At 76.0% G+C, this 24,212-nt stretch carries 2 protein-coding genes; both read left to right on the top strand.

All coding sequences use genetic code 11. From position 1 onward, the window contains the following. Positions 1-26: 26 nt before the first annotated feature. Positions 27-10,712 (top strand): type I polyketide synthase, encoded by a 10,686-nt coding sequence (locus AC6JBM_RS18140; RefSeq protein WP_497984760.1) that lies wholly within the window; start codon positions 27-29, stop codon positions 10,710-10,712. Further along, positions 10,709-24,202, top strand: a complete 13,494-nt coding sequence (locus AC6JBM_RS18135; protein ID WP_497984759.1) for a type I polyketide synthase — start codon at positions 10,709-10,711, stop codon at positions 24,200-24,202. The genes AC6JBM_RS18140 and AC6JBM_RS18135 overlap by 4 nt, the downstream gene beginning before the upstream one ends. Positions 24,203-24,212 lie beyond the last annotated feature (10 nt).

Below are 24,212 nucleotides of genomic sequence, written 5' to 3'. Positions count from 1 at the left end.
ACCGACGCTGAAAGAAGGGCAGACTGATGGCGGATGAGGAGAAGCTCCGCGAGTACCTGGCGCGGGTCATCGCCGAGCTGCAGCAGACCCGCCAGCGGCTGCGGGACCTCTCCGAGCCCGAGCTGGACCCCGTCGCGATCGTCGGCATGGGCTGCCGGTACCCGGGCGGCGTGACCAGCCCCGAGGACCTCTGGGAGCTCGTCGCCACCGGCCGGGACGCCATCTCCGGCTTCCCCGCCGACCGCGGCTGGGACGCGCGGCTCAGCCATGGCACCGGGTACGGCCTCGACGCCGGCTACGCCCCGCTCGGCGGCTTCCTCGACGCGCCCGGCGGGTTCGACGCGGCGCTGTTCGGCGTCTCCCCGCGCGAGGCGACGGCGATGGACCCGCAGCAGCGGCTGCTGCTCGAGGTCGCCTGGGAGGCCCTCGAACGCTCCGGGATCGCGCCGCTGTCGCTGCGCGGCAGCCGCTCCGGCGTCTTCATCGGCACCTCCGGGCAGGACTACACCGCGCTGCTGCAACAGGCGGCGGCCGGCGTCGAGGGCTACCTGCTCACCGGCACCGCGGCCAGCGTCGTCTCCGGCCGCCTGGCGTACGCGTTCGGCCTCGAAGGCCCCGCCGTGACCGTCGACACCGCCTGCTCCTCGTCCACCGTCGCCATCCACCTGGCCTGCCAGGCCCTGCGCGAGCGCGAATGCACCCTCGCCCTGGCCGGCGGCGCGACCGTGATGGCCACCCCGGGCGCGTTCGTCGAGTTCTCCTACCAGCGCGGCCTCGCCGCCGACGGCCGCTGCAAGTCCTTCGCCGCCGCCGCCGACGGCACCGGCTGGTCCGAGGGCGTAGGCGTGCTCGTCCTGGAACGCCTCGCCGACGCCCGCCGGCTCGGCCACCGGGTCCTCGGCGTCATCCGCGGCTCGGCGGTGAACCAGGACGGCGCCAGCAACGGGCTCACGGCCCCGAACGGCCCGTCGCAGCAGCGGGTCATCCGCCAGGCCCTCGCCACCGCCCGGCTCACCCCGGACGAGGTCGACGCCGTCGAGGCCCACGGCACCGGCACCACCCTCGGCGACCCGATCGAGGCCCAGGCGCTGCTGGCCACCTACGGCCAGGAGCGCCCCGCCGACGCGCCGCTGTGGCTCGGCTCCATCAAGTCGAACATCGGCCACAGCCAGGCCGCCGCGGGCGTCGCCGGGGTCATCAAGATGGTCATGGCGATGCGCCACGGCGTGCTGCCGAAGACCCTGCACGTGGACGAGCCGACCCCGCACGTCGACTGGGCGGCCGGGGCGGTCTCGCTGCTGACCGAGGCGCGGCCCTGGCCGGCCGTGGACCGCCCGCGCCGGGCCGCGGTGTCGTCGTTCGGCATGAGCGGCACCAACACCCACGTCATCCTCGAACAGCCCGACCCGCAGGCCGACTCGGAGCCGGCGGCCGACGCGCGCCCGGCCGGCGGGCCGGTGCCCGTGCTCGTCTCGGGCCGCAGCGCCGCCGCGCTCACCGCGGTCGCGGGAAGCTGGTCGCGGTGGCTGGCGGCGCACCCCGAGGCCGAGCCCGGCGATGTCGCCTGGGCGTCGATCGCGTCGCGGTCGGTGCTCGAGCACCGGGCCGTGGTCCTGGCCGGGCGCCGCGAGGAGCTGGTCGAGCGCCTGGCCGACCTGTCCGGCGGCGTGGTGGGGCTGGCGTCCGCCGATCGCCGGGTCGGGGTGCTGTTCTCGGGCCAGGGCGCCCAGCGGGCCGGCATGGGCGCCGGCCTGGACTTCCCGGTGTTCAACCGGGTCTATGCCGAGGTGTGTGCGCACTTCGGTGAGCTGCCGGATGAGCGGATCGACGAGACGGAGGTCACGCAGCCGGCGTTGTTCGCGATCGAGGTGGCCCTTTACGAGCAGTTGAAGGCGTGGGGCCTCAACCCGGCGGTCGTCGGCGGGCACTCGATCGGCGAGCTGGTCGCCGCGTATGTGGCCGGGGTGTGGTCGCTGGAGGACGCGTGCAAGGTGGTCGCGGCCCGGGCACGGTTGATGCAGGCTCTCCCGGCCGGCGGGGGGATGCTGGCGGTCGGTGCTCCGGTCGAGGACGTGCCCGAGGGCGTGTCGGTGGCGGCGATCAACGGGCCGAACTCGTGGGTGTTGTCGGGTCCGGCCGAGCTGCTGCCCGAGTTCCCTGGGGTGCGGACCAGTCGGTTGCGGGTTTCGCATGCGTTCCACTCGGCGTTGATGGAGCCGATGCTGGCCGAGTTCCGCGCGGTTCTGGAAGGCGTCACCTTCAACCCGCCGCAGATTCCCATCGTCTCCAACGTCACCGGCGGGCTCATCGCCGAGTTCGACGCTGACTACTGGGTGCGGCATGTGCGCGGCACCGTCCTGTTCGCCGACAACGTGGCCGCCATGCGCGCCGAGGGGGTCGACACCTTCCTCGAAGTCGGGCCCGACTCGGTGCTCGTGCCGCACCTGCCCGCCGATGACGCCGTGGTGGTCGGGACGCTGCGGCGCGACCGGGACGAGCGGGAGTCGCTGCTGCGGGCCTTGGCCGGGCTGTTCGTGGCCGGCGTCGACGTCGACTGGGCCGCGGTGCTCGGGGGCGCCGGGCGGGCCGTCGACCTGCCCACGTACCCGTTCCAGGAGCAGCGGTACTGGCCCGAGCCCGGCACCGCCGAGCCCGCCGACCAGCCCGGCGCCGCGGACGCCCGCTTCTGGTCCGCCGTCGAGCGCGAGGAGCTCGCCGGTCTCGCCGCGACCCTGCACGCCGACGACGCCGCCGAGGAGTCGCTGCGCGTGGTCGTGCCGCTGCTCTCCTCGTGGCGGCGGCGGCAGCGCGACCGGTCGCTGATCGACTCGTGGCGGTACAAGATCAGCTGGACGCCGATCGCGAACCCGGCCGCGACCGATCTCGCCGGCCGTTGGCTCGTGGTCGTCCCGCCCGGCACTGATGGTGCCGAGGTCGCCGCCGCCCTGCGCGACGGGGGAGCCGACGTCGAGATCGTGCCCTCCGTCGACGCGGCCGCGGACGGCGAGCCGGTCCGGGGCATCGTGTCGCTGCTCGCGTTCGACCGTGAGGGCGGGCTGCTCGCCAACCTCGCGCTGAGCCAGACACCCGGCGAGGCGAGGCTCTGGTTCGTCACCCGGGGCGCGGTGGCGGCCGGGCCGTACGACCGCGACATCGACCCGGCACAGGCCGCCACCTGGGGCCTCGGGCGGGTCGTGGGCCTGGAGGCGCCGCAGCGCTGGGGCGGCCTGATCGACCTGCCGCCCGCGGCGGACGCGGACACCTGGGCGAAGCTCCGCGCCGTCCTGGCCGGCACCTCCGACGAGGACCAGCTCGCGATCCGCACCGCCGGAATCTTCGTGCGCCGCCTCGTCCGCGCCGAGATCGGCGGGAACCCCGCGGCCCGGCCGTGGACCCCGTCCGGGACCGTCCTCGTCACCGGCGGCCTCGGGGCCCTGGGCCGGCACGTCGGCCGCTGGCTCGCCGCCGAGGGCGCCGCCCACCTGGTCCTGCTCGGCCGGCGCGGCCTGGACACGCCCGGCGCCGAGCAGTACGCGGCCCAGCTGCGCGACCTCGGCGTGCGCGTCACCGTCGCCGCCGTCGACGTCGCCGACGCCGCCGCGCTCGCCGCGCTCGTCGAGGGCGTCGAGGCCGGCGGCGACCGCATCACCGCCGTCGTCCACACCGCCGGCCGCTCGCAGACCACGCCGCTCGCCGACGTCACCGCGGACGAGTTCGCCGCCGTGGCCGCGGGCAAGGCCGACGGCGCCACCAACCTCGCCCGCGTCTTCGCCGAACGCGAGCTCGACGCCTTCATCGTGTACTCGTCCATCGCCGGCACCTGGGGCAGCGCCGGGCAGTCCGCGTACGCCGCCGCCAACGCCCACCTCGACGCCCTCGTCGAGCAGCGGCGCCGCGCCGGGAAGCCGGGCACCGCGATCGCCTGGGGCCCGTGGGCGGCCGGCGGCATGGCCGGCGAGTCCGGCTCCGGCGGCGACACCACCGAGGAGCAGCTGCGCCGCCGCGGCGTGCCCGCCCTCGACCCGGCCCTCGCCATCGCCGCGCTGCGCCAGGCGGTCGAGCACGGCGACGCCTGCGTCACCATCGCCGACGTCGACTGGCGCCGCTTCGCCCCGACGTTCGCCGCCACCCGCCCCCGGCCGCTGCTGCGCGGCGTCGCGGAGGCCGCCCGCGCGATGGACGCCGGCGACCCGATCGGCGCCGACCTCGCCGACGAGGCCGTCTCGCTGCGCGCCGAGCTGACCGGCCTCGACCCCGCCGCCCGCCTCGACGTGCTCACCGCGCTCGTGCGGGACCTGGCGGCCGCGGTCCTCGGCCACGCCGACGCCGCCGACCTGCCCGAGACGGGCACGTTCCGCGACTGCGGCTTCGACTCGCTCACCGCCGTCGAGCTGCGCAACCGTCTGTCCGCCGCCGTCGGCCTGCGGCTGGCGACCACGCTCGTGTTCGACTACCCGACGCCGCGCGCGCTCGCCGAGCACCTCCTCACCGTGCTCCTGCCCGGCGAGGCGCAGGGGCCCGCGGTGGTCACCGGCCCGGCCGACGGGCTCGGCGAGGAGATCGCCATCGTCGCGATGAGCTGCCGGTACCCGGGCGGCGTGACGAGCCCCGAGGACCTCTGGCGCGTGGTCGACGGCGGCGTCGACGTCATGTCCGACTTCCCGGCCGACCGCGGCTGGGACCTCGGCCGGCTCTACGATCCGGATCCCGAGCGCCCCGGGACCTTCTACGCCACCGCGGGCGGGTTCCTCGACGGCGCGGCCGCCTTCGACGCCGGGTTCTTCGGCATCAGCCCCCGCGAGGCCCTGGCGATGGACCCCCAGCAGCGCCTGCTGCTGGAGGCGTCGTGGGAGGCGGTGGAGCGGGCCGGGGTGGATCCTCAGGGGTTGCGCGGATCGCCGGTTGGGGTCTTTGTGGGGACCAACGGCCAGGATTACGGGGCTCTGCTCATGGGAGCCGTGGACGACACGGGTGGTTTTGCGGGCACGGGCAATGCAGCGTCGGTGGTGTCCGGGCGGGTGGCGTACGCGTTGGGGTTGGAGGGGCCGGCGGTGTCCGTGGATACGGCGTGTTCCTCGTCGCTGGTGGCGCTGCACCTGGCCGTCCAGTCCCTGCGGCGCGGCGAGTGTGACCTGGCCCTCGCGGGTGGCGTGACCATCATGGCGACGCCGGGCCTGCTCGTGGAGTTCTCGCGGCAGCGCGGCCTGTCCGAGGACGGCCGCTGCAAGGCGTTCGCGGCCGCGGCGGACGGCACCGGCTGGAGCGAGGGCGTCGGCGTCCTGCTCGTCGAGCGCCTGGCCGACGCCCGCCGCAACGGCCACCCGATTCTCGCGATCGTCGCCGGCTCGGCCGTGAACCAGGACGGCGCCTCGAACGGACTCACCGCCCCGAACGGGCCGTCGCAGCAGCGGGTGATCCGCCAGGCCCTGGCCGACGCGGGGCTCGTACCGTCCGATGTGGACGTGGTCGAGGCGCACGGCACGGGTACGACCCTTGGCGATCCGATCGAGGCGCAGGCGCTGCTGGCGACCTACGGTCAGGACCGTGGCGAGCCGCTGCTGCTGGGCTCGATCAAGTCGAACATCGGCCACACCCAGGCCGCCGCGGGCGTCGCGGGGATCATCAAGATGGTCCTGGCGATGCGGGAGGGTGTCGTACCGGCAACCCTGCACGTCGACGCCCCGACCCCGCACGTGGACTGGTCGGCCGGCAAGGTGGAGCTGGCGACCGAGGCCCGGCCGTGGCCGTCCACCGGCCGGCGGCGGGCCGGCGTGTCGTCGTTCGGCATCAGCGGCACCAACGCCCACGTCATCCTGGCCCTGCCCGACGAGGCGCCCGGCGAGATCCCCGAGACGAGCGGCCTGGTCATCGGGCCGGTGGCCTGGCCGATCTCGGGCCGGACGGCCGCGGCGGTGGCCGAGCAGGCGTCCCGGCTCGCGGCCGTCGCCCACACCGCGTCCCCGGAGCGGATCGCGTGGTCCCTCGCGACGACCCGGGCGGTGTTCGAGCACCGTGCGGCCGCCGTGGGCCGGACCGCCGATGAGCTCCTGGCCCCCGCCGAGATCACCGGCACGGCCGACGGCGGGCGGATGGTGTGGGTGTTCCCGGGTCAGGGGAGTCAGTCGGCGGGTATGGCGGCGGGGTTGTTCTCGTCGTGCCCGGTGTTCGCGGATGCGATTCTGGAGTGTCAGCTGGCGTTGGCGCCGTGGCTGGATGTGGATATCGCGGGGCTGTTGACGGGTGATGACTCGGGTTGGCTGGATCGGGTCGAGGTTGTGCAGCCGGTGCTGTTCGCGGTTGGCGTGGCGCTGTCGCGGGTGTGGCTGCACGCGGGTGTGAGGCCGCATGCGGTGATCGGTCACTCGCAGGGCGAGATTGTTGCCGCGCACGTGGCCGGGATCCTGTCGCTGGACGACGCCGCCCGCGTGGTCGCGGTGCGGGCGAGGGCGTTGAAGGCGCTCAAGGGCACGGGCACGATGGCGTCGGTCCCGCTCTCCGTGGACGAGGTCACGCCGCTGCTGCCCGAGGGCGTGGTCGTCGCGGCCGTCAACGGCCCCCGGACGGTCGTCGTGGCCGGGCCGACCGAGGCGGTCCAGGACCTGGTGGCCGGGGTCGAGGGCGCGAAGGTCATCTCCGTCGACTACGCCTCGCACCACCCGAGCGTGGAGCGGGTCCGTGACCAGGTGCTCGCGGATCTGGAGGGGATCACGGTCCAGGCCGGGCACACGCCGATGATCTCGACGGTGGCCGGGGCGACGATGTCGGCCGAGTACTGGATGGACAACCTGCGCCAGCGGGTCGAGTTCGAGCCCGCCGTGCGCAGTGCGCTGGAGTCCGGGCACCGGACCTTTGTCGAGATCTCCGCCCATCCGGTGCTCACCATGGCGCTCGCGCAGATCGTCGACGACGCCCACGTGCTCGACACCGTGCGCCGCGACGCCGACCAGCCGACCCGGCTGCTCACGAACCTCGCGAAGGCCTGGGTCCTCGGGCACCCCGTCGCGTGGAACCGGGTGCTGGGCCGGACATCCACCGTGGACCTGCCCACGTACCCCTTCCAGCGGCAACGGTTCTGGCCCAGCACCCCCGTGCGGCAGCACACCGCCTCCGACGGGCTCGGGGCCGTGCGACTCGCCGACGAGGACGGCCTGGTCGTCACCGAGCGGCTCGGCGTGACCACCCAGCCGTGGCTCGCCGACCACCGCGTCGGCGGCACGGTCATCGTCCCCGGCACCGCACTGCTCGACCTGGTGCTCCGGGCGGGCGAGCAACTCGCCGCGGACCGTGTGGCCGAACTGACCCTCGCCGCGCCCGTCGCCCTCCCGGAGACCGGCGCGGTCCGGGTCCAGGTGCGCGTCGGCGCCCCCGACGAGTCGGGGCTCCGGCCGGTCACCATCCACTCCCAGCCCGACGGCCCCCTCGATGCCTCCCTCGACGCCCCCTGGACCCGGCACGCCGACGGCCTCGTCGCGCCCGCCGCGCGGACGATCCCGGGCGGCGCGACCGGGGCCTGGCCGCCCGCCGGGGCCGAGCCGATCCCGTTCCAGCCCGCCGAGTGGTACGCGGCGATGGCCGAACGGGGCCTCGACTACGGCCCGGCCTTCCGCGGCCTCGAGCGCGTCTGGCGCCTCGGCGACGAACTGCTCGCCGAGGTCGCGCTGCCCGAGCCGGACGCCGACACCGAACGGTTCGGGATCCACCCGGCCCTGCTCGACGCCGCCCTGCAGGCCACCGCGTTCGGCGGCTTCTTCGGCGAGGCCGAGGGCCGGGCCTACATGCCGTTCGCCTGGGCCGGCGTCGACCTCCACGCGCAGGGCGCCACCCGGCTGCGGGTGCGCCTCGCCCCGGCGGGCGACGACGCGGTCCGCGTGACCGTCGACGACCAGCACGGCGAGCCCGTCGCCGCCGTGGCCTCGCTCGCGTTCCGGCCCGCCGCCGGGGCGGCCGCGGAGGCGGGCGGTGACTCGATGTACCAGATCGACTGGATCGAAACCACCGCCACCGAGCACACCGTCGACCGCCGCCCCCTGCCCGAGCTCGTCGCCGCCATCGCGGCCGGCGAACCCGCGCCCGACGCCGTCATCGCCGACATCACCGGGACCGACCCGCTGCGCACCACCGCCGAGACCGCCGCGCTGCTGCAGGCCTGGCTCGCCGAGCCGGCCCTCGACGCCGCCCGGCTGGTCCTGCGCACCAGCGGCGCGATCGCGGTCGACAGCGCGGAGGCGGTGCCGGACCTGGCCGCCGCGCCCGTGTGGGGCCTGGTCCGCTCGGCCCAGTCCGAGCACCCCGGCCGGTTCGTCCTGCTCGACACCGACGGCTCCGCCGAGGACCGCCTGAGCGGGGACGAGCCGCAGCTCGCCGTCCGCCGCGGCACGCTCCTCGTCCCGCGGCTCGCCCGGGCCGGGCGCCACGGCACCGTCGTGCTGCCGGAGACCAACGCGCTGCCGTGGCGGCTCGACGTCGGCGAGCAGCACAGCCTCGACAGCCTCGTCGTCCGGCCCGCACTGGAGGCCGCCGCCCCGCTCGGCCCGACCCAGGTCCGGGTCGAGCTGCGAGCCTCCGGCGTGAACCTGCGCGACGTCGTGCTGACCCTCGGCATGGTGCCCGACCAGCACGTCCTGGGCAACGAGGGTGCCGGTGTCGTCGCCGAGGTCGGCGCCGAGGTCACCGGGTTCGCGCCCGGCGACGCGGTGCTGGGCATCTTCTCCGGCTCGTTCGCCTCGACCGCCGTCACCGAGGCCCGGCTCCTCGCGCACAAGCCGGCCGGCTGGTCCTACACCGAGGCCGCCACCGTCCCGGTCGCGTTCCTCACCGCCTACTACGGTCTCGTCGACGTCGCGAACGTGCGGCCGGGCGAGTCCGTGCTCATCCACTCCGCCGCCGGTGGGGTCGGGCTCGCGGCCGTACAACTCGGCAGGCACCTCGGCGCGAACCTCTTCGGCACCGCCAGCCCCGGCAAGTGGCCGGCGCTGCGCACGGCCGGGATCACGCTGGCGTCGTCGCGGACCCTGGACTTCGAGGACGCCTTCCGCGAGCAGACCGGCGGCCGCGGCGTCGACGTCGTCCTCAACGGGCTGACCGGCGGGTTCGTCGACGCGTCGCTGCGGCTGCTCGCCGAGGGCGGGCGGTTCGTGGAGCTCGGCAAGACCGACAAGCGGCCGCCGGAGGACGTCGAGCGTGAGCATCCGGGGGTGCGGTACCGCGCCTTCGACCTCATCGAGGCCGGCTACGACCGCATCGGCGCGATGCTCACCGAGCTCATGGACCTCTTCGCGCGGGGCGTGCTGCGGCCCCTGCCGGTGCGCGCCTGGGACGTCCGCCAGGCCCCGGAGGCGTTCCGCTTCCTCAGCCAGGCGCGCCAGATCGGCAAGATCGCCGTCACCATCCCGCGCCCGATCGACCCCGACGGCACCATCCTCATCGCCGGCGGCACCGGCACCCTCGGCGCGCTGCTCGCCCGGCACCTCGTCCGGCGGCACGGCGCCCGCCGGCTGCTGCTGGCCAGCCGCCGCGGCCTCGACGCCGACGGCGCCGTCGACCTGGCCGCGGAGCTGAAGGCGGCCGGCTGCGAGGTGACCGTGGCCGCCGCCGACCTGACCGACGCCGACGCCGTGGACGACCTGGTCTCCGGCGTCGACCCCGCCGCCCCGCTGACCGCCGTGATCGTGGCGACCGGCGTCCTCGACGACGCGGTGATCGAGTCGCTCACGACCGAACGCATTTCGGCGGTACTGCGCGCCAAGGCCGACCCCGCCCGTCACCTGCACCACGCCACGCGCGGGACGGACCTGGCCGCCTTCGTGCTCTTCTCCGCCGCCGCGGGCGTGCTCGGCGGCCCCGGCCAGGGCAACTACGCCGCCGCCAACACCTATCTCGACGCCCTCGCCCACGACCGCCGCGCCCACGGCGACCCGGCGACGTCGCTCGCCTGGGGCCGCTGGGAGCAGGCCAGCGGCATGACCGGGCACCTGGCCGCCGGGGACGTGCGCCGGCTCGCCCGGGCCGGCGTCGACGCCCTGGCCACCGCCGAGGCCCTGGACCTCTTCGACCGCGCGCTGCGCTCCGGCCGGCCGCTGCTCGTGCCGACCCGGCTCGCCGCCAAGCCCGGATCGGGCCCCGTGCCGCCGCTGCTGTCGGGGCTGTTCCGCCCGGCCCGGCGCACGGTCGCCGCGGGCGGGGCACAGCAGGCGGCGGACGGGCTGCGGACGAGGCTCGAGGCAATGCCCGACGACCAGCGCGGCCCGGCCGTGCTCGCGCTCGTCTGCTCCCACGTCGCCGTCGTGCTCGGCCACCCCGACCCGGCCGGCATCGACCCCGGTCGCGCCTTCCGGGAGCTCGGCTTCGACTCGCTCACCGCGGTCGAGCTGCGCAACCGGCTCGGCGCCGCGACCGGCCTGCGGCTCGCCGCGACCGTCGTGTTCGACCACCCCACCCCGAACGTCCTCGCCGGGCACCTCCTGGCCCAGCTCGTCACCGCCGCCCCGACCGCGGGGCAGCGGGCCACGGACCAGCTCGACCGGCTCGAGGCGCTCCTTGCCGGCCTCGACCCGGCGGACGACGGGTTCACCGCCGTCACCGAGCGGCTCGGCGCGCTGCTGTCGCGGCTCACCGACCGCCGCGACCCCGGCGCCGAGGACGACGACGACCTCGACCGGGCCACCGCCGAGAACATCTTCGACCTGATCGACCGCGAACTGGAGACACAATGACCGGCGCCGTCGAGGACGAGAAATACGTCGAGTACCTCAAGCGCACCACCGCGGAGCTGCGCCGCAGCCGGCGACGGGTGCGCGAGCTGGAGGACCGCGACAGCGAGCCGCTGGCGATCGTCGCGATGACGTGCCGGTACCCGGGCGGCGTGGCCGGCCCCGAGGACCTCTGGCGGCTCGTCGCCGACGGCGCCGACGGCATCGCCGAGTTCCCCGGCAACCGCGGCTGGGACCTCGACGCGCTCTTCGACCCCGACCCCGACAAGCCCGGCACGAGCTACGTCCGCGAGGGCGGCTTCCTCTACGGCGCCGGCGACTTCGACGCCGAGTTCTTCGGCATCAGCCCGCGCGAGGCGCTCGCCATGGACCCGCAGCAGCGGCTCCTGCTGGAGACGTCCTGGGAGGCCTTCGAGCGGGCCGGGCTCAGCCCCGCGGCCCTGCGCGGCAGCCGGACCGGCGTCTTCGTGGGCGCGTCGTCGCAGGGGTACGACGGCGTGCTCGCCCAGAGCGAGAGCGCCCAGGGTCACCTGCTCACCGGCAACGCGGCCAGCGTCGTCTCCGGCCGCGTCGCCTACACCCTCGGCCTCGAGGGCCCCGCCGTCACCGTCGACACCGCGTGCTCGTCGTCGACCGTGGCCCTGCACCTGGCCGGGCAGGCCCTGCGGCAGCGGGAGTGCGACCTGGCCCTCGCCGGCGGCGTCACCGTCATGGCGACCCCGCACGTGTTCATCGGCTTCTCCCGCCAGCGCGGCCTGGCCCAGGACGCCCGCTGCAAGGCGTTCGCCGCGGCCGCCGACGGCACCTCGTGGTCGGAGGGCGTCGGCCTGCTGCTGCTCGAACGCCTCTCCGACGCGCAGCGGCTCGGCCACCCGATCCTGGCGGTCGTGCGGGGCAGCGCGGTCAACCAGGACGGCGCCTCGAACGGTCTCACCGCCCCGAACGGCCCCGCCCAGCAGCGGGTCATCCGCCAGGCCCTCGCCAGCGCCGGGCTGACTCCGGCCGACGTGGACGCCGTCGAGGCGCACGGCACCGGCACCGCCCTCGGCGACCCGATCGAGGCCCAGGCGCTCCTCGCCACCTACGGGCAGGACCGCGAGCGCCCGCTGTGGCTGGGCTCGATCAAGTCGAACATCGGGCACACGCAGGCCGCCGCGGGTGTTGCCGGGGTCATCAAGATGGTCATGGCGATGCGCCACGGGGTGCTGCCGAAGACGCTGCACGTGGACGATCCCACGCCGCACGTCGACTGGACCGCGGGATCGGTGTCCCTGCTCACCGAGGCCCGGCCCTGGCCCGCGACGGACCGCCCGCGCCGGGCCGCCGTGTCGTCCTTCGGCGTCAGTGGCACCAACGCGCACACGATCCTCGAGCAGGCCCCCGAGACCGAAGCCACGGACCGGCCGGCCCCGCCGGCCGGGCCGGTGCCGGTCCTGCTGTCGGCCCGCAGCGCCGCCGCGCTGGAGGCCCTGACCGGGCGGTGGACCCGCTGGGTCGAGGCCCACCCCGAGGTCACCGCCGCGGAGGTCAGCCGCGCGTCGATCGCGGCGCGGTCGGTCCTGGAGCACCGGGCCGTCGCGATCACGGAGCATCCTTCCGACCTCTCCGGCGCCGTGGCCGGGGTCGCCGCGCCCGGCCGCCGGGTCGCGGTGCTCTTCTCGGGCCAGGGTGCGCAGCGCGCCGGCATGGGTGCGCAGCTGTACGGCGTGCATCCGGTCTTCACCCGCGTCTACGACGAGGTGCGCGCCCACTTCGGCGACCTGCCGGACGAGCGGATCGACGAAACGGAGATCACGCAGCCGGCGCTGTTCGCCATCGAGGTGGCGCTGTACGAGCAGCTGCGCGCCTGGGGCCTCAAGCCCGAGGTCGTCGGCGGCCACTCGATCGGCGAGCTGGTCGCGGCCTACGTCGCCGGCGTGTGGTCGCTCGAGGACGCCTGCGCGATCGTGTCCGCCCGCGCCCGGCTCATGCAGGCGCTGCCGTCCGGCGGCTCGATGCTCGCGGTGGCGGGCGCGGTCGAGGACCTGCCCGAGGGCGTCGCGGTCGCGGCCGTCAACGGGCCGGACGCGATCGTGCTGTCGGGCCCGGCCGAGGCGATCGACGCCCTGCGGACCCCGCACCGCACCCGGAAACTCCGGACCTCCCACGCGTTCCACTCGGCGCTGATGGACCCGATGCTCGCCGAGTTCCGCGCGGTCCTCGACGGCGTCACGTTCCACCCGCCGAAGATCCCGATCGTCTCCAACGTCACCGGCGAGCTGATCGCCGCGTTCGACGCCGAGTACTTCGTGCGGCACGTGCGCGAGACCGTCCGGTTCGCCGACGACGTCACGACGCTGCGCAACCGGGGCATCAACACGTTCCTCGAGGTCGGCCCCGACACGGTGCTCGTGCCGCACCTGCCCGCCGGCGACGCCGTGGTGGCCGGGACGCTGCGCCGCGGCCGGGACGAGCGGGAGTCGCTGCTGCGGGCCGTCGCCGAGCTGTTCGTCTCCGGCGTCGACATCGACTGGCCGGCCGTTGCCGGCGTTGCCGACACCGCCGGCACGCACCTGGACCTGCCCACCTACCCGTTCCAGCGGACCCGCTACTGGCCCGAGCCCGGCGCGCTGCCGGTCTTCGGGGCCGACGCCGAGTTCTGGGCCGCCGTCGAGCGCGAGGACGTCACCGACCTCGTCGAGCGGCTCGGCGCGGGGGAGGGGGTGCGCGGCTCGCTCGACGCGCTCGTGCCGGTGCTGTCGGCGTGGCGGCGCAGCCGGGCCCGGGAGAGCGCCCTCGACGGCTGGTGCCACCGGGTGCGGTGGGAGCCGCTGCCGACGCCCGCCGCGGACGCCCGGCTCACCGGGCGCTGGGTGGTGTTGTCGGCGAGTGGGGGTACCGCCGACATCGCCGGCATCCTGGAGACCGCCGGCGCCACCGTCGCCACCGCGGGGGAGGAACTCGACGGGGCGGCCGGGGTCATCGTCGTCGTGCCCGAGCACGACACCGTGCTCGCCGGGCACCCGGGCGTCTCCGCCGGCGTCGCCCTGCTGCTCGACACCGTCCAGCGCAGCACCGCGCCCGTCTGGTGCGTCACCCGCGGCGCCGTCAGCGTCGGGGCCGGCGAGCGGATCAGCGAGCCGCTGTCGAGCCTCGCGTGGGGGCTCGGCCGGGTCGCCGGCGTCGAGCGGCCGGACCGGTGGGGCGGGCTCATCGACCTGCCGGCCGCCGGAGCGCCCGGCGCCGACCTGGCGCTGCGGCACCTCCCGGCCGTGCTCGCCGGGGCGTCCGAGGACCAGGTCGCGCTGCGCCGCTCCGGCATCCACGGGCGGCGGCTCGTGCGCACCGCGGCACCGGCCGACGCCTGGGCGCCGAAGGGGACCGTGCTCGTCACCGGCGGTACCGGCGCACTGGGCGCACACGTCACGCGCTGGGCCCTCGAGCACGGCGCGACCCGCGTGGTGCTGCTGTCCCGGCAGGGGCCCGCCGCCCCGGGCGCGGACGAGCTGCGGCGGCTCGGGGCCGTCGACATCGTCGCCGCCGACTGCACCGACCGGGACGCGCTCGCCGCGGTGCTCGACGGCATCGAGGACCTCGACGCGGTCGTGCACACCGCGGGCGTCCTCGACGACGGGGTCCTCGACGGGCTCGACGCGGACCGGATGCAGCGCGTGCTGGCCGTCAAGGTGGAGGCCGTACGTCATCTGCACGACCTGACCGCCGGCCGTGACCTGTCCGCGTTCGTGCTCTTCTCCTCCGTCGCCGGCGTGTGGGGCAGCGCCGGGCAGGGCAACTACGCCGCCGGCAACGCCTACGCCGACGCGTTCGCCGCCTGGCGCCGCGACCGGGGCCTGCCCGGCACCGCCCTGGACTGGGGCGCCTGGGCCGAGGCCGGCATGGCCGCCGACGCCGCTACCGCCGCCCGGCTCGCCCGCGGCGGCCTCAAGCCGCTCCCGCCCGCCGAGGCCGTCCGCGCCCTCGCCCGCGTCAACGGCCCGCACCCGGCCCTCGCCGTCGTCGACGCCGACTGGCCCCGGCTCGCCCGCTCCCTCGCGGCCCAGCGCCCGCAGCCGCTCCTGCACGACCTGCCCGGCGTCCACCCTGAGCCGGCCCCGCACATCACCGCCGGCACCGTCCCCGCCGGGCGCTCCCTCGCCCAGCTCACCGACCTCGTCGCCGCCCAGGCCGCCGACGTCCTCGGCTACCCCGAGCGGCACCGGCTGCCCGACCGGCCCTTCAAGGACCTCGGCTTCGACTCGCTGACCGCGCTCGACCTGCGCAACCGGCTCACCCAGGCGACCGCCCTCGCGCTGTCGTCCACCGTCGTCTTCGACTACCCGACCGTCGCGGAGCTCGCCGGTCACCTGCACCAGCTCTCCGCTGGGACCGCTGCCGGGACCGCCGCGATCGACCGGCCCGCCGCGGCCGGCGCCGCCACCGACGAGCCGATCGCGATCGTGTCCATCGGCTGCCGGCTGCCCGGCGGGGTCGCCTCGCCCGAGCAGCTCTGGGACCTCGTCGTCAACGGCGTCGACGCGCTCGGGCCGGTGCCCGCGGACCGGGGCTGGAACGTCGCCAACGACGGTGGCTTCGTCGCCGGCGCGGGCGAGTTCGACGCGGCCTTCTTCGGCATCAGCCCGCGCGAGGCGCTCGCCATGGACCCGCAGCAGCGGCTGCTGCTGGAGACGTGCTGGGAGGCGATCGAGCGGGCCGGCCTCAACCCGGACGCCCTGCGCGGCAGCTCCACCGGCGTCTTCGTCGGCACCAACGGGCAGGACTACGGCTCGCTGCTCATGGCCACCGGCGGCGCCGACGAGAACTTCCTGTCCACCGGCAGCAGCGCCAGCGTCATCTCCGGCCGGGTCGCCTACACCCTCGGCCTGCACGGCCCGGCTGTCACCGTCGACACGGCGTGCTCGTCCTCGCTCGTCGCGCTGCACCTGGCCGCCCAGGCCCTGCGGCAGGGCGAGTGCGACCTGGCCCTCGCCGGCGGCGTCACCGTCATGGCGACCCCGGGCATCTTCATCGGCTTCGCCCGCCAGAACGGCCTCGCCGCCGACGGCCGCTGCAAGGCCTTCGCCGACGCCGCCGACGGCACCGGCTGGGGCGAGGGCGCCGGCGTCCTGGTGCTGCAGCGCCTCAGCGACGCCCGCCGCGACGGCAACCCGATCCTCGCCGTCGTGCGGGGCAGCGCCGTCAACCAGGACGGCGCCAGCAACGGGCTCACCGCCCCGAACGGCCCCGCCCAGCAGCGGGTCATCCGCCAGGCCCTCGCCAACGCCGCGCTCACCACCGGCGACATCGACGCCGTCGAGGGCCACGGCACCGGCACCACGCTCGGCGACCCGATCGAGGCCCAGGCGCTGCTGGCGACCTACGGCCAGGACCGGGACCGCCCGCTGTGGCTCGGCTCCATCAAGTCCAACATCGGCCACACCCAGGCCGCCGCGGGCGTCGCCGGGGTCATCAAGATGGTGATGGCGCTGCGCCACGGCGTGCTGCCGCCGACCCTGCACGTCGACCGCCCGTCCACCCACATCGACTGGACCGCCGGCGCGGTCGAGCTGCTCACCGAGCGCCGCGACTGGCCCGCCGTCGACCGGCCCCGCCGCGCCGCGGTGTCGTCGTTCGGGATCAGCGGCACCAACGTGCACACGATCCTCGAGCAGGCGCCCGACCGGCCGGCGACGCCGAGGCCCGGCGGCGAGGCGACGACGCTGCCGTGGGTCGTCAGCGCCAAGACCGACGAGGCGCTGCGAGCCGCCGCCGCGGCGCTGGCGGACCTGGCCGAGACCGGCGACCCGGCCGACATCGGCAGCTCTCTCGTCACCACCCGGGCCACGCACGAGCACCGGGCCGTCACCCTCGGGCGGACCGCCGCCGAGCACGTCGCCGCGCTGCGGGCCGTGGCCGCCGGCGAGCAGACCGCGAACGCCGTGCGCGGCGTGGCCGGGCCGGCCAAGGTCGCCTTCGTCTTCCCCGGCCAGGGCGCGCAGTGGGCCGGGATGGCCGCCGAGCTCCTCGCGACCGCGCCGGTCTTCGCCGAGCGGCTGCACGAGTGCGCCGCCGCCCTCGCCCCGCACATCGACTGGTCCCTGCTCGACGTCATCCACGGCGTCGAGGGCGCCCCGCCGCTGGAGCGGGTCGACGTCGTCCAGCCGGTCCTGTTCTCCGTCGGCGTCTCCCTCGCCGCCCTGTGGCGCTCCTACGGCGTCGAGCCCGCCGCCGTCGTCGGGCACTCCCAGGGCGAGATCGCCGCCGCCTGCGTCGCGGGCGCGCTCGGCCTCGAGGACGCCGCCCGGATCGTCGCGCTGCGCAGCCGTACCATTCTCGAGCTCGCCGGCCTCGGCGGCATGGTCTCCGTCGCCACCCCGGCCGCCGAGGCGGAGGCGACGATCGCCGGCTGGCCCGGCGAGGTCGCGCTCGCCGCCGTCAACGGCCCCGCGTCCGTCGTCGTCTCCGGCGCCACCGCCGCGCTCGACGAGCTCGTCGCCGCCTACGAGGCCCGCGGCGTCCGGGTCCGCCGCATCGCCGTGGACTACGCGTCGCACTCGGCCCAGGTCGACCGGATCGAGGCCCGGCTCGCCGAGCGGCTGGCCGGGGTCGAGCCGCGCCCGTCCGAGATCCCCTTCTACTCCACCGTCGAGCCCGGCTGGACCGACACGACGACCCTCGACGCCGCCTACTGGTTCCGCAACCTGCGCCGGACCGTCCGCTTCGAGGACGCCGTCCGCGGCCTGCTCGCCGAGGGCTTCGGCGTGTTCGCCGAGGTGAGCCCGCACCCGGTGCTCACCCTGGCCGTGCAGCAGACCGTCGACGACGTCCGGGCCGCCGACTCCTCGGCCCCGCCCGCCGCGGTGCTCGGCACCCTGCGCCGCGACACCGGCGGCCTCGACCGGTTCCTCACCTCGCTCGCCGAGGCCCACGCCGGCGGGGCTCGTGTCGACTGGCGGCCCGCGTTCGCCGGGCTCGACCCGCGCCGCGTCGACCTGCCCACGTACCCGTTCCAGCGCAAGCACTACTGGCCGTCCGCACAGCCCGGTGCCGACGCGGCGGCGAGCCCGGCCGACGACCCGTTCTGGGCCGCCGTCGAGCGCGCCGACGTCGGGGAGCTCGTCGCCCAGCTCGGCGAGCACACCCGCTCCTCGCTCGACGTCCTGGTGCCGGCGCTGTCGTCCTGGCGGCGCGAGCAGCGCAGCGGGGCCGAGATCGACTCGTGGCGGTACCGCGACGCCTGGCGCCCGATCCCGCTGCCGTCCGCGAGCACCCTCGACGGCGTCTGGCTGATCCTCACCCCGGCCGGCGTCGCGATGGACACCGCCGCCGAGTGCGTCGACGCCCTGGAGCTCGCCGGCGCCGAGGCCCTGCCGATGCTGATCCGGCCCGACCAGACCGGCCGCGACGCCCTGGCCGCCCTCGTGTCCGACGCCACCGGCGGCGAGCCGATCGCGGGCATCCTGTCCCTGCTCGCCCTCGACGAGCGCCCGCACGCCGGCCACGCCGCGGTGCCCGGCGGGTTCGCCGCGACCGTCGCCCTCGTCCAGGCCCTCGGCGACGCCGGGCTCCGCGCGCCGCTGTGGTGCGCCACCCGCGGCGCCGTCCGCACCGGCGAGACCGACCTCCTGCCGCACCCGCTGCAGTCGATCGTCTGGGGCTTCGGCCGGGTCGCGGCGCTGGAGCACCCCGAGCGCTGGGGCGGCCTCGTCGACCTCCCCGAGACCTTCGACGGCCAGACCGGCCGGCGGCTCTGCGCCCTGCTGGCCGGCGACACCGGCGAGGACCAGACCGCGATCCGCCCCGCCGGCGTGCTCGGCCGCCGGCTCCTGCGCGCCCCGCTCGCCGGCGCCGCCCCGGCCCGGACCTGGCGGCCGACCGGCACCGCGCTGGTCACCGGCGGCACCGGCGCCCTCGGCCGGCACATGGCCCGCTGGCTCGCCCACAACGGGGCCGAGCACCTCGTGCTCGTCAGCCGCCGCGGCCGTGACGCCGTCGACGTCGACGGGCTGGAGGCCGAGCTGACCGCGCTCGGCGCCCTCGTCACCATCGCCGCCTGCGACGCCACCGACCGCGACGCGCTCGCCGCCGTCATCGCCGCCATCCCCGCCGAGCACCCGCTGACCACCGTCGTGCACACCGCCGCGGTGCTGGACGACTCCGTGATCAACTCGCTCACCGTCGACCAGCTCGACCGCGCGCTGGCCGCGAAGGCCATGGCCGCGCTCAACCTGCACGAGCTGACCCGGGACCGGGACCTGTCCGCGTTCATCCTCTTCTCGTCCCTGGCCGGCACCGCCGGGGCCTCCGGGGTCGCCAACTACGCGCCCGGCAACGCCTTCCTCAACGCCCTCGCCCAGCACCGCCGGGCGGCCGGGCTGGCCGCGACCTCGATCGCCTGGGGCGCGTGGGGCGGTGGCGGGATGGCCGCCGGCGAGTTCGGCCGGACCCTCGACCGCCACGGCGCCCCCGGGATGGCCCCCGAGCTGGCCGTGGCCGCCCTCCAGCAGGCCCTCGACCACGACGAGGCGTTCCTGACCATCGCGAACATCTCCTGGGAGCGGTACCTCGTCGCCTTCACCGCGACCCGCCCCAGCCCGCTCATCGCCGAGGTCCCCGACGTCCAGCGGCTCCGCGCCGAGACCCCCGCCACCGCCACCGAGACGGCCGCCGGCTCCCCGCTCGGCACCCGCCTCGCCGGCCTCGCCGCCGCCGAGCGCCACGCCACCCTGCTCGCCCTGGTCCGGGCCCAGGCCGCCGCTGTGCTCAACTACCCGGCCCCCGACGACGTGGTGCCCGGACACGCCTTCCGCGACCTCGGCTTCGACTCCGTCACCGCCGTCGACCTGCGCAACCGGCTCGCCACCGCGACCGGCCTGCGGCTGCCCGTCACCCTCGTCTTCGACTACCCGACCCCGACGGCCCTGGCCCGCCACCTCGACGAGGAGCTCGGCGGCGCCACCGCGACCGCGGCCCGGCCCACCGGGGTCTCCGACGGCTCCGAGGAGCCGATCGCGATCGTCGCGATGAGCTGCCGCTTCCCCGGCGGCAGCGACACCCCCGAGGAGTTCTGGCGGATGCTCGCGGCCGGCCGCGACGCCGTCTCCACCCTCCCCACCGACCGCGGCTGGGACATCGACGGCCTCTACGACCCCGACCCGGGCCGCGCCGGCACCTCCTACGTGCGCTCCGGCGCATTCGTCTACGACGCCGGCGAGTTCGACGCCGGGTTCTTCGGCATCAGCCCCCGCGAGGCCCTCGCCATGGACCCCCAGCAGCGGCTTCTCCTCGAGTCCGCATGGGAGGCGATCGAGCGGGCCGGAATGGATCCTCAGGGGTTGCGCGGATCGCCGGTTGGGGTCTTTGTGGGGACCAACGGCCAGGATTACGGGGCTCTGCTCATGGGAGCCGTGGACGACACGGGTGGTTTTGCGGGCACGGGCAATGCAGCGTCGGTGGTGTCCGGGCGGGTGGCGTACGCGTTGGGGTTGGAGGGACCGGCCGTGTCCGTGGACACAGCGTGCTCATCGTCGCTGGTGGCCCTGCACCTCGCGGTGCAGTCCCTGCGACGGGGCGAGTGTGACCTGGCCCTCGCGGGTGGCGTGACCATCATGGCGACGCCGGGCCTGCTCGTGGAGTTCTCCCGCCAGCGCGGCCTGTCGCCCGACGGGCTGTGCCGGGCGTTCGCGGCCTCCGCCGACGGCACCGGCTGGGGCGAGGGCGTCGGCCTCCTCCTTGTCGAGCGCCTCTCCGACGCGCGCCGCCTCGGCCACCACGTCCTCGCGCTCGTCGCCGGCAGCGCGGTCAACCAGGACGGCGCCTCCAACGGACTCACGGCCCCGAACGGGCCGTCGCAGCAGCGGGTGATCCGCCAGGCGCTCGCCGACGCGGGGCTCGTGCCGTCCGATGTGGACGTCATCGAGGCCCACGGCACCGGCACCACGCTGGGCGACCCGATCGAGGCCCAGGCCCTCCTGGCCACGTACGGCCAGGACCGCGACACCCCGGTGCTGCTCGGCTCGGTGAAGTCGAACATCGGCCACACCCAGGCCGCCGCGGGCGTCGCGGGCGTCATCAAGATGGTGCTCGCCATGCAGGCGGGTGTCGTACCGGCAACCTTGCACGTCGACGCCCCGACCCCGCACGTCGACTGGACGGCCGGCGCGGTCGAGCTGGCGACGGAGGCCCGGCCGTGGCCGGCGACCGATCGCCCGCGCCGGGCCGGGGTGTCGTCGTTCGGCATCAGCGGCACCAACGCCCACGTCATCCTGGCCATGCCCGAGGAGCCGGCCGCCGAAACACCGCAGACCGACGGGATCGTGACCGGCGCCGTGATCTGGCCGGTGTCGGGCCGGACCGCGGCCGCGGCGCGCGCCCAGGCCGCACGGCTGGCCCGGTTCGTCCGCGCCAACCCCGGGCTCCCCGCCGACCGGATCGCCTGGTCCCTCGCATCGACGCGTTCGGCCTTCGAGCACCGGGCGGCCGCCGTGGGCCGGAGCACCGAAGCGCTCCTCGCCGGGCTGGACGAGCTGACCGTCGCCTCCGGCGACGGCGGGCGGATGGTGTGGGTGTTCCCGGGTCAGGGGAGTCAGTCGGCGGGTATGGCGGCGGGGTTGTTCTCGTCGTGCCCGGTGTTCGCGGATGCGATTCTGGAGTGTCAGCTGGCGTTGGCGCCGTGGCTGGATGTGGATATCGCGGGGCTGTTGACGGGTGATGACTCGGGTTGGCTGGATCGGGTCGAGGTTGTGCAGCCGGTGCTGTTCGCGGTTGGCGTGGCGCTGTCGCGGGTGTGGCTGCACGCGGGTGTGAGGCCGCATGCGGTGATCGGTCACTCGCAGGGCGAGATCGTCGCCGCGCACGTTGCCGGGATTCTGTCGCTGGATGATGCGGCCCGGGTGGTGGCGGTGCGGGCGAGGGCGTTGAAGGCGCTCAAGGGCACGGGCACGATGGCTTCCGTCCCGCTGACGGTGGACGAGGTGCCGGACGATGTGGTGGTCGCGGCGGTGAACGGCCCGCGGACGCTGGTGGTGGCCGGGCCGCCGGACGCGGTGCAGCGTCTGGTGGACCGGGTCGAGGGTGCCCGGCTGATTCCCGTCGACTACGCCTCGCACCACCCGAGCGTGGAACAGGTTCGTGACCAGGTGCTCGCGGATCTGGCCGGGATCACGATCCAGCCCGGGCACACGCCCATGATCTCGACCGTGGCCGGGGCGACGATGTCGGCCGAGTACTGGATGGACAACCTGCGCCAGCGGGTCGAGTTCGAGTCGGCGGTGCGCACCGCGCTCGGGTCCGGGCACCGGACGTTCGTCGAGGTCTCCGCCCATCCGGTGCTGACGATGGCGCTCACGCAGATCGTCGACGACGCCCACGTGCTGGACACGCTGCGCCGCGACGCCGACCAGCCGACCCGGCTGCTCACGAACCTCGCGAAGGCCTGGACGCTCGGGCACCCCGTCACCTTCGACACCGTCCTGCCGCACACGGCGAGCGTGGACCTGCCGACGTACGCCTTCCAGCAGCAACGCTTCTGGCCCACCCCGGCCCCGCAGCAGCCGGCCGCGGCCGACGGCCTCGACGCCGACTTCTGGGCCGCCGTCGAGCGCGAGGACCTCGCCGCCCTCGCCGACTGGCGCCGCCGCCGGGAGGCCCGCGCCGTGACCGACGGCCTCGCGTACCGCATCGCCTGGGACCCGATCCCGCGCCCGGAGCCGACCACCGGCCCCTCGACCTGGCTGATCGTCGCGGCCGGCCCGGACGACGGCCTGGCCGAGCAGCTCGAGCGCCGCGGCGCGCGGACGCACGTGCTCAGCCCCGGCGCGGACATCCCGGCCGACGTGGTGTTCGACGGGGTCCTGCACGTGGCGGACTCGCTCACCACGACCCTCGCGCTCGTGCAGACCCTCGGCGCGGCCGGCGTCGCGGCCCCCCTGTGGTGCCTCACCCGCGGCGCCGAGACCGACCCGGAGCAGGCCGCGATCTGGGGCCTCGGAAGGGTCGTCGCCCTCGAGCACCCCGAGCGCTGGGGCGGCCTGATCGACCTGCCGTCCACGCCGGACGATCGCGGCTGGGACCTGGTGTGGGCCGCGCTCACCGGCGCGCACGGCGAGGACCAGCTCACCATCGACGGCGGCGGGCTGCTCGGCCGGCGGCTCGTGCGGGCCGCGGCCGTCGAGCCCGACGCCGACGCGGAGCCCGAGTTCCGCGGCACCGTCCTGGTCACCGGCGGCACCGGCGCGCTCGGCGCCGAGCTGGCCGCCTGGCTCGCCGAACGCGGCGCCGAACACCTGCTGCTGCTCAGCCGCCGCGGACCCGACGCGCCCGGCGCGGCCGCCCTCGCCGAACGCCTGGACGCCCTCGGCGCGCGGGTCACCATCGCCGCGGCCGACGTCGCCGACCGTGACGCGCTCGCCGCCGTCCTCGCCGCCGTCCCGGCCGACCTTCCCCTCACCGCCGTCTTCCACGCGGCCGGCGTCCTCGACGACGGGGTCCTCGACCGGCTCACCGCCGAACGCGTGAGCGCCGTCCTGCGGCCCAAGACCGTCGGCGCGCTCAACCTCGACGAGCTCACCCGCGACCACGACCTCAGCGCGTTCGTCCTGTTCTCCGCGATGGCCGCCGAGATCGGCAGCGCCGGCCAGGGCAGCTACGCCGCGGCCAACGCCTTCCTCGACGCGCTCGCCGAGCGCCGGCACCGCCGCGGCCTGCCCGCGACCGCCGTCGCCTGGGGCCCGTGGGCCGTCGACGGCATGGCCGCGGGCGACGCCGTGGTCGAGGAGCGCCGCAAGCGCAGCGGCGTCACCGGACTGCCGGCCGAGCGGGCACTGGCCGCGCTGCGCCAGAGCCTCGGCCGCGGCGAGGCCGTCACGGTGGTCGCCGACATCGACTGGGAGCGGTTCGTGCCCGGCCTCGTCGCCGTGCGCCCCTGCCCGCTGCTCGGCCGGATCGCCCCGCAGGCCCGGCAGGCCCTCGCCGACCCGGCCGGGGACGCCGCCGGCGGCCCGGCGCTCGGTGCCCGGCTCGCCGGCCTCGCCCCCGCCGAGCAGGAGCAGGCCGTCGTCGACCTGGTGCGCGGGCACGCCGCCGCGGTCCTGGGCCACGCCTCGCCCGAGGCGATCGAGGTCGACCGGCCCTTCCGCGACTTCGGCTTCGACTCCCTCACCGGGGTCGAGCTGCGCAACCGGCTGATCGCCGCGGCCGGGGTCCGGCTGCCGGCGACCGTCGTGTTCGACTACCCCAACTGCGTCCTGCTGGCCGAGTTCGTGCGGGCCCTCGTCCTCGACGGTGCCGTGGCGGTCGACAACCCGGTCTTCGGCGACCTGGACCGGCTCGAGGCCACGCTGACCCGGGCCGCGCCCGACCGCAGCGCCCGGGCGCGGATCGCCGAGCGGCTCCACGCGCTGCTCGCCGCCGTCAACGCCGAGGACGGCGCCGGGGACGGGACGGTCACCGAGCGGATCGAGTCGGCGACGCCGGACGAGCTGTTCGACTTCATCGACCGCGAGCTGGGGGTGTCGTGATGGCCATCGC

The organism is Dactylosporangium thailandense (assembly GCF_059739745.1).
This window is presented reverse-complemented; position numbering and strand designations above follow the sequence as displayed.

Bases quoted from the DNA above. Each gene is read 5' to 3' on its own strand.
- AC6JBM_RS18135 (WP_497984759.1), top strand. From the start codon at position 10,709: ATGACCGGCGCCGTCGAGGACGAGAAATACGTCGAGTACCTCAAGCGC.
- AC6JBM_RS18140 (WP_497984760.1), top strand. From the start codon at position 27: ATGGCGGATGAGGAGAAGCTCCGCGAGTACCTGGCGCGGGTCATCGCC.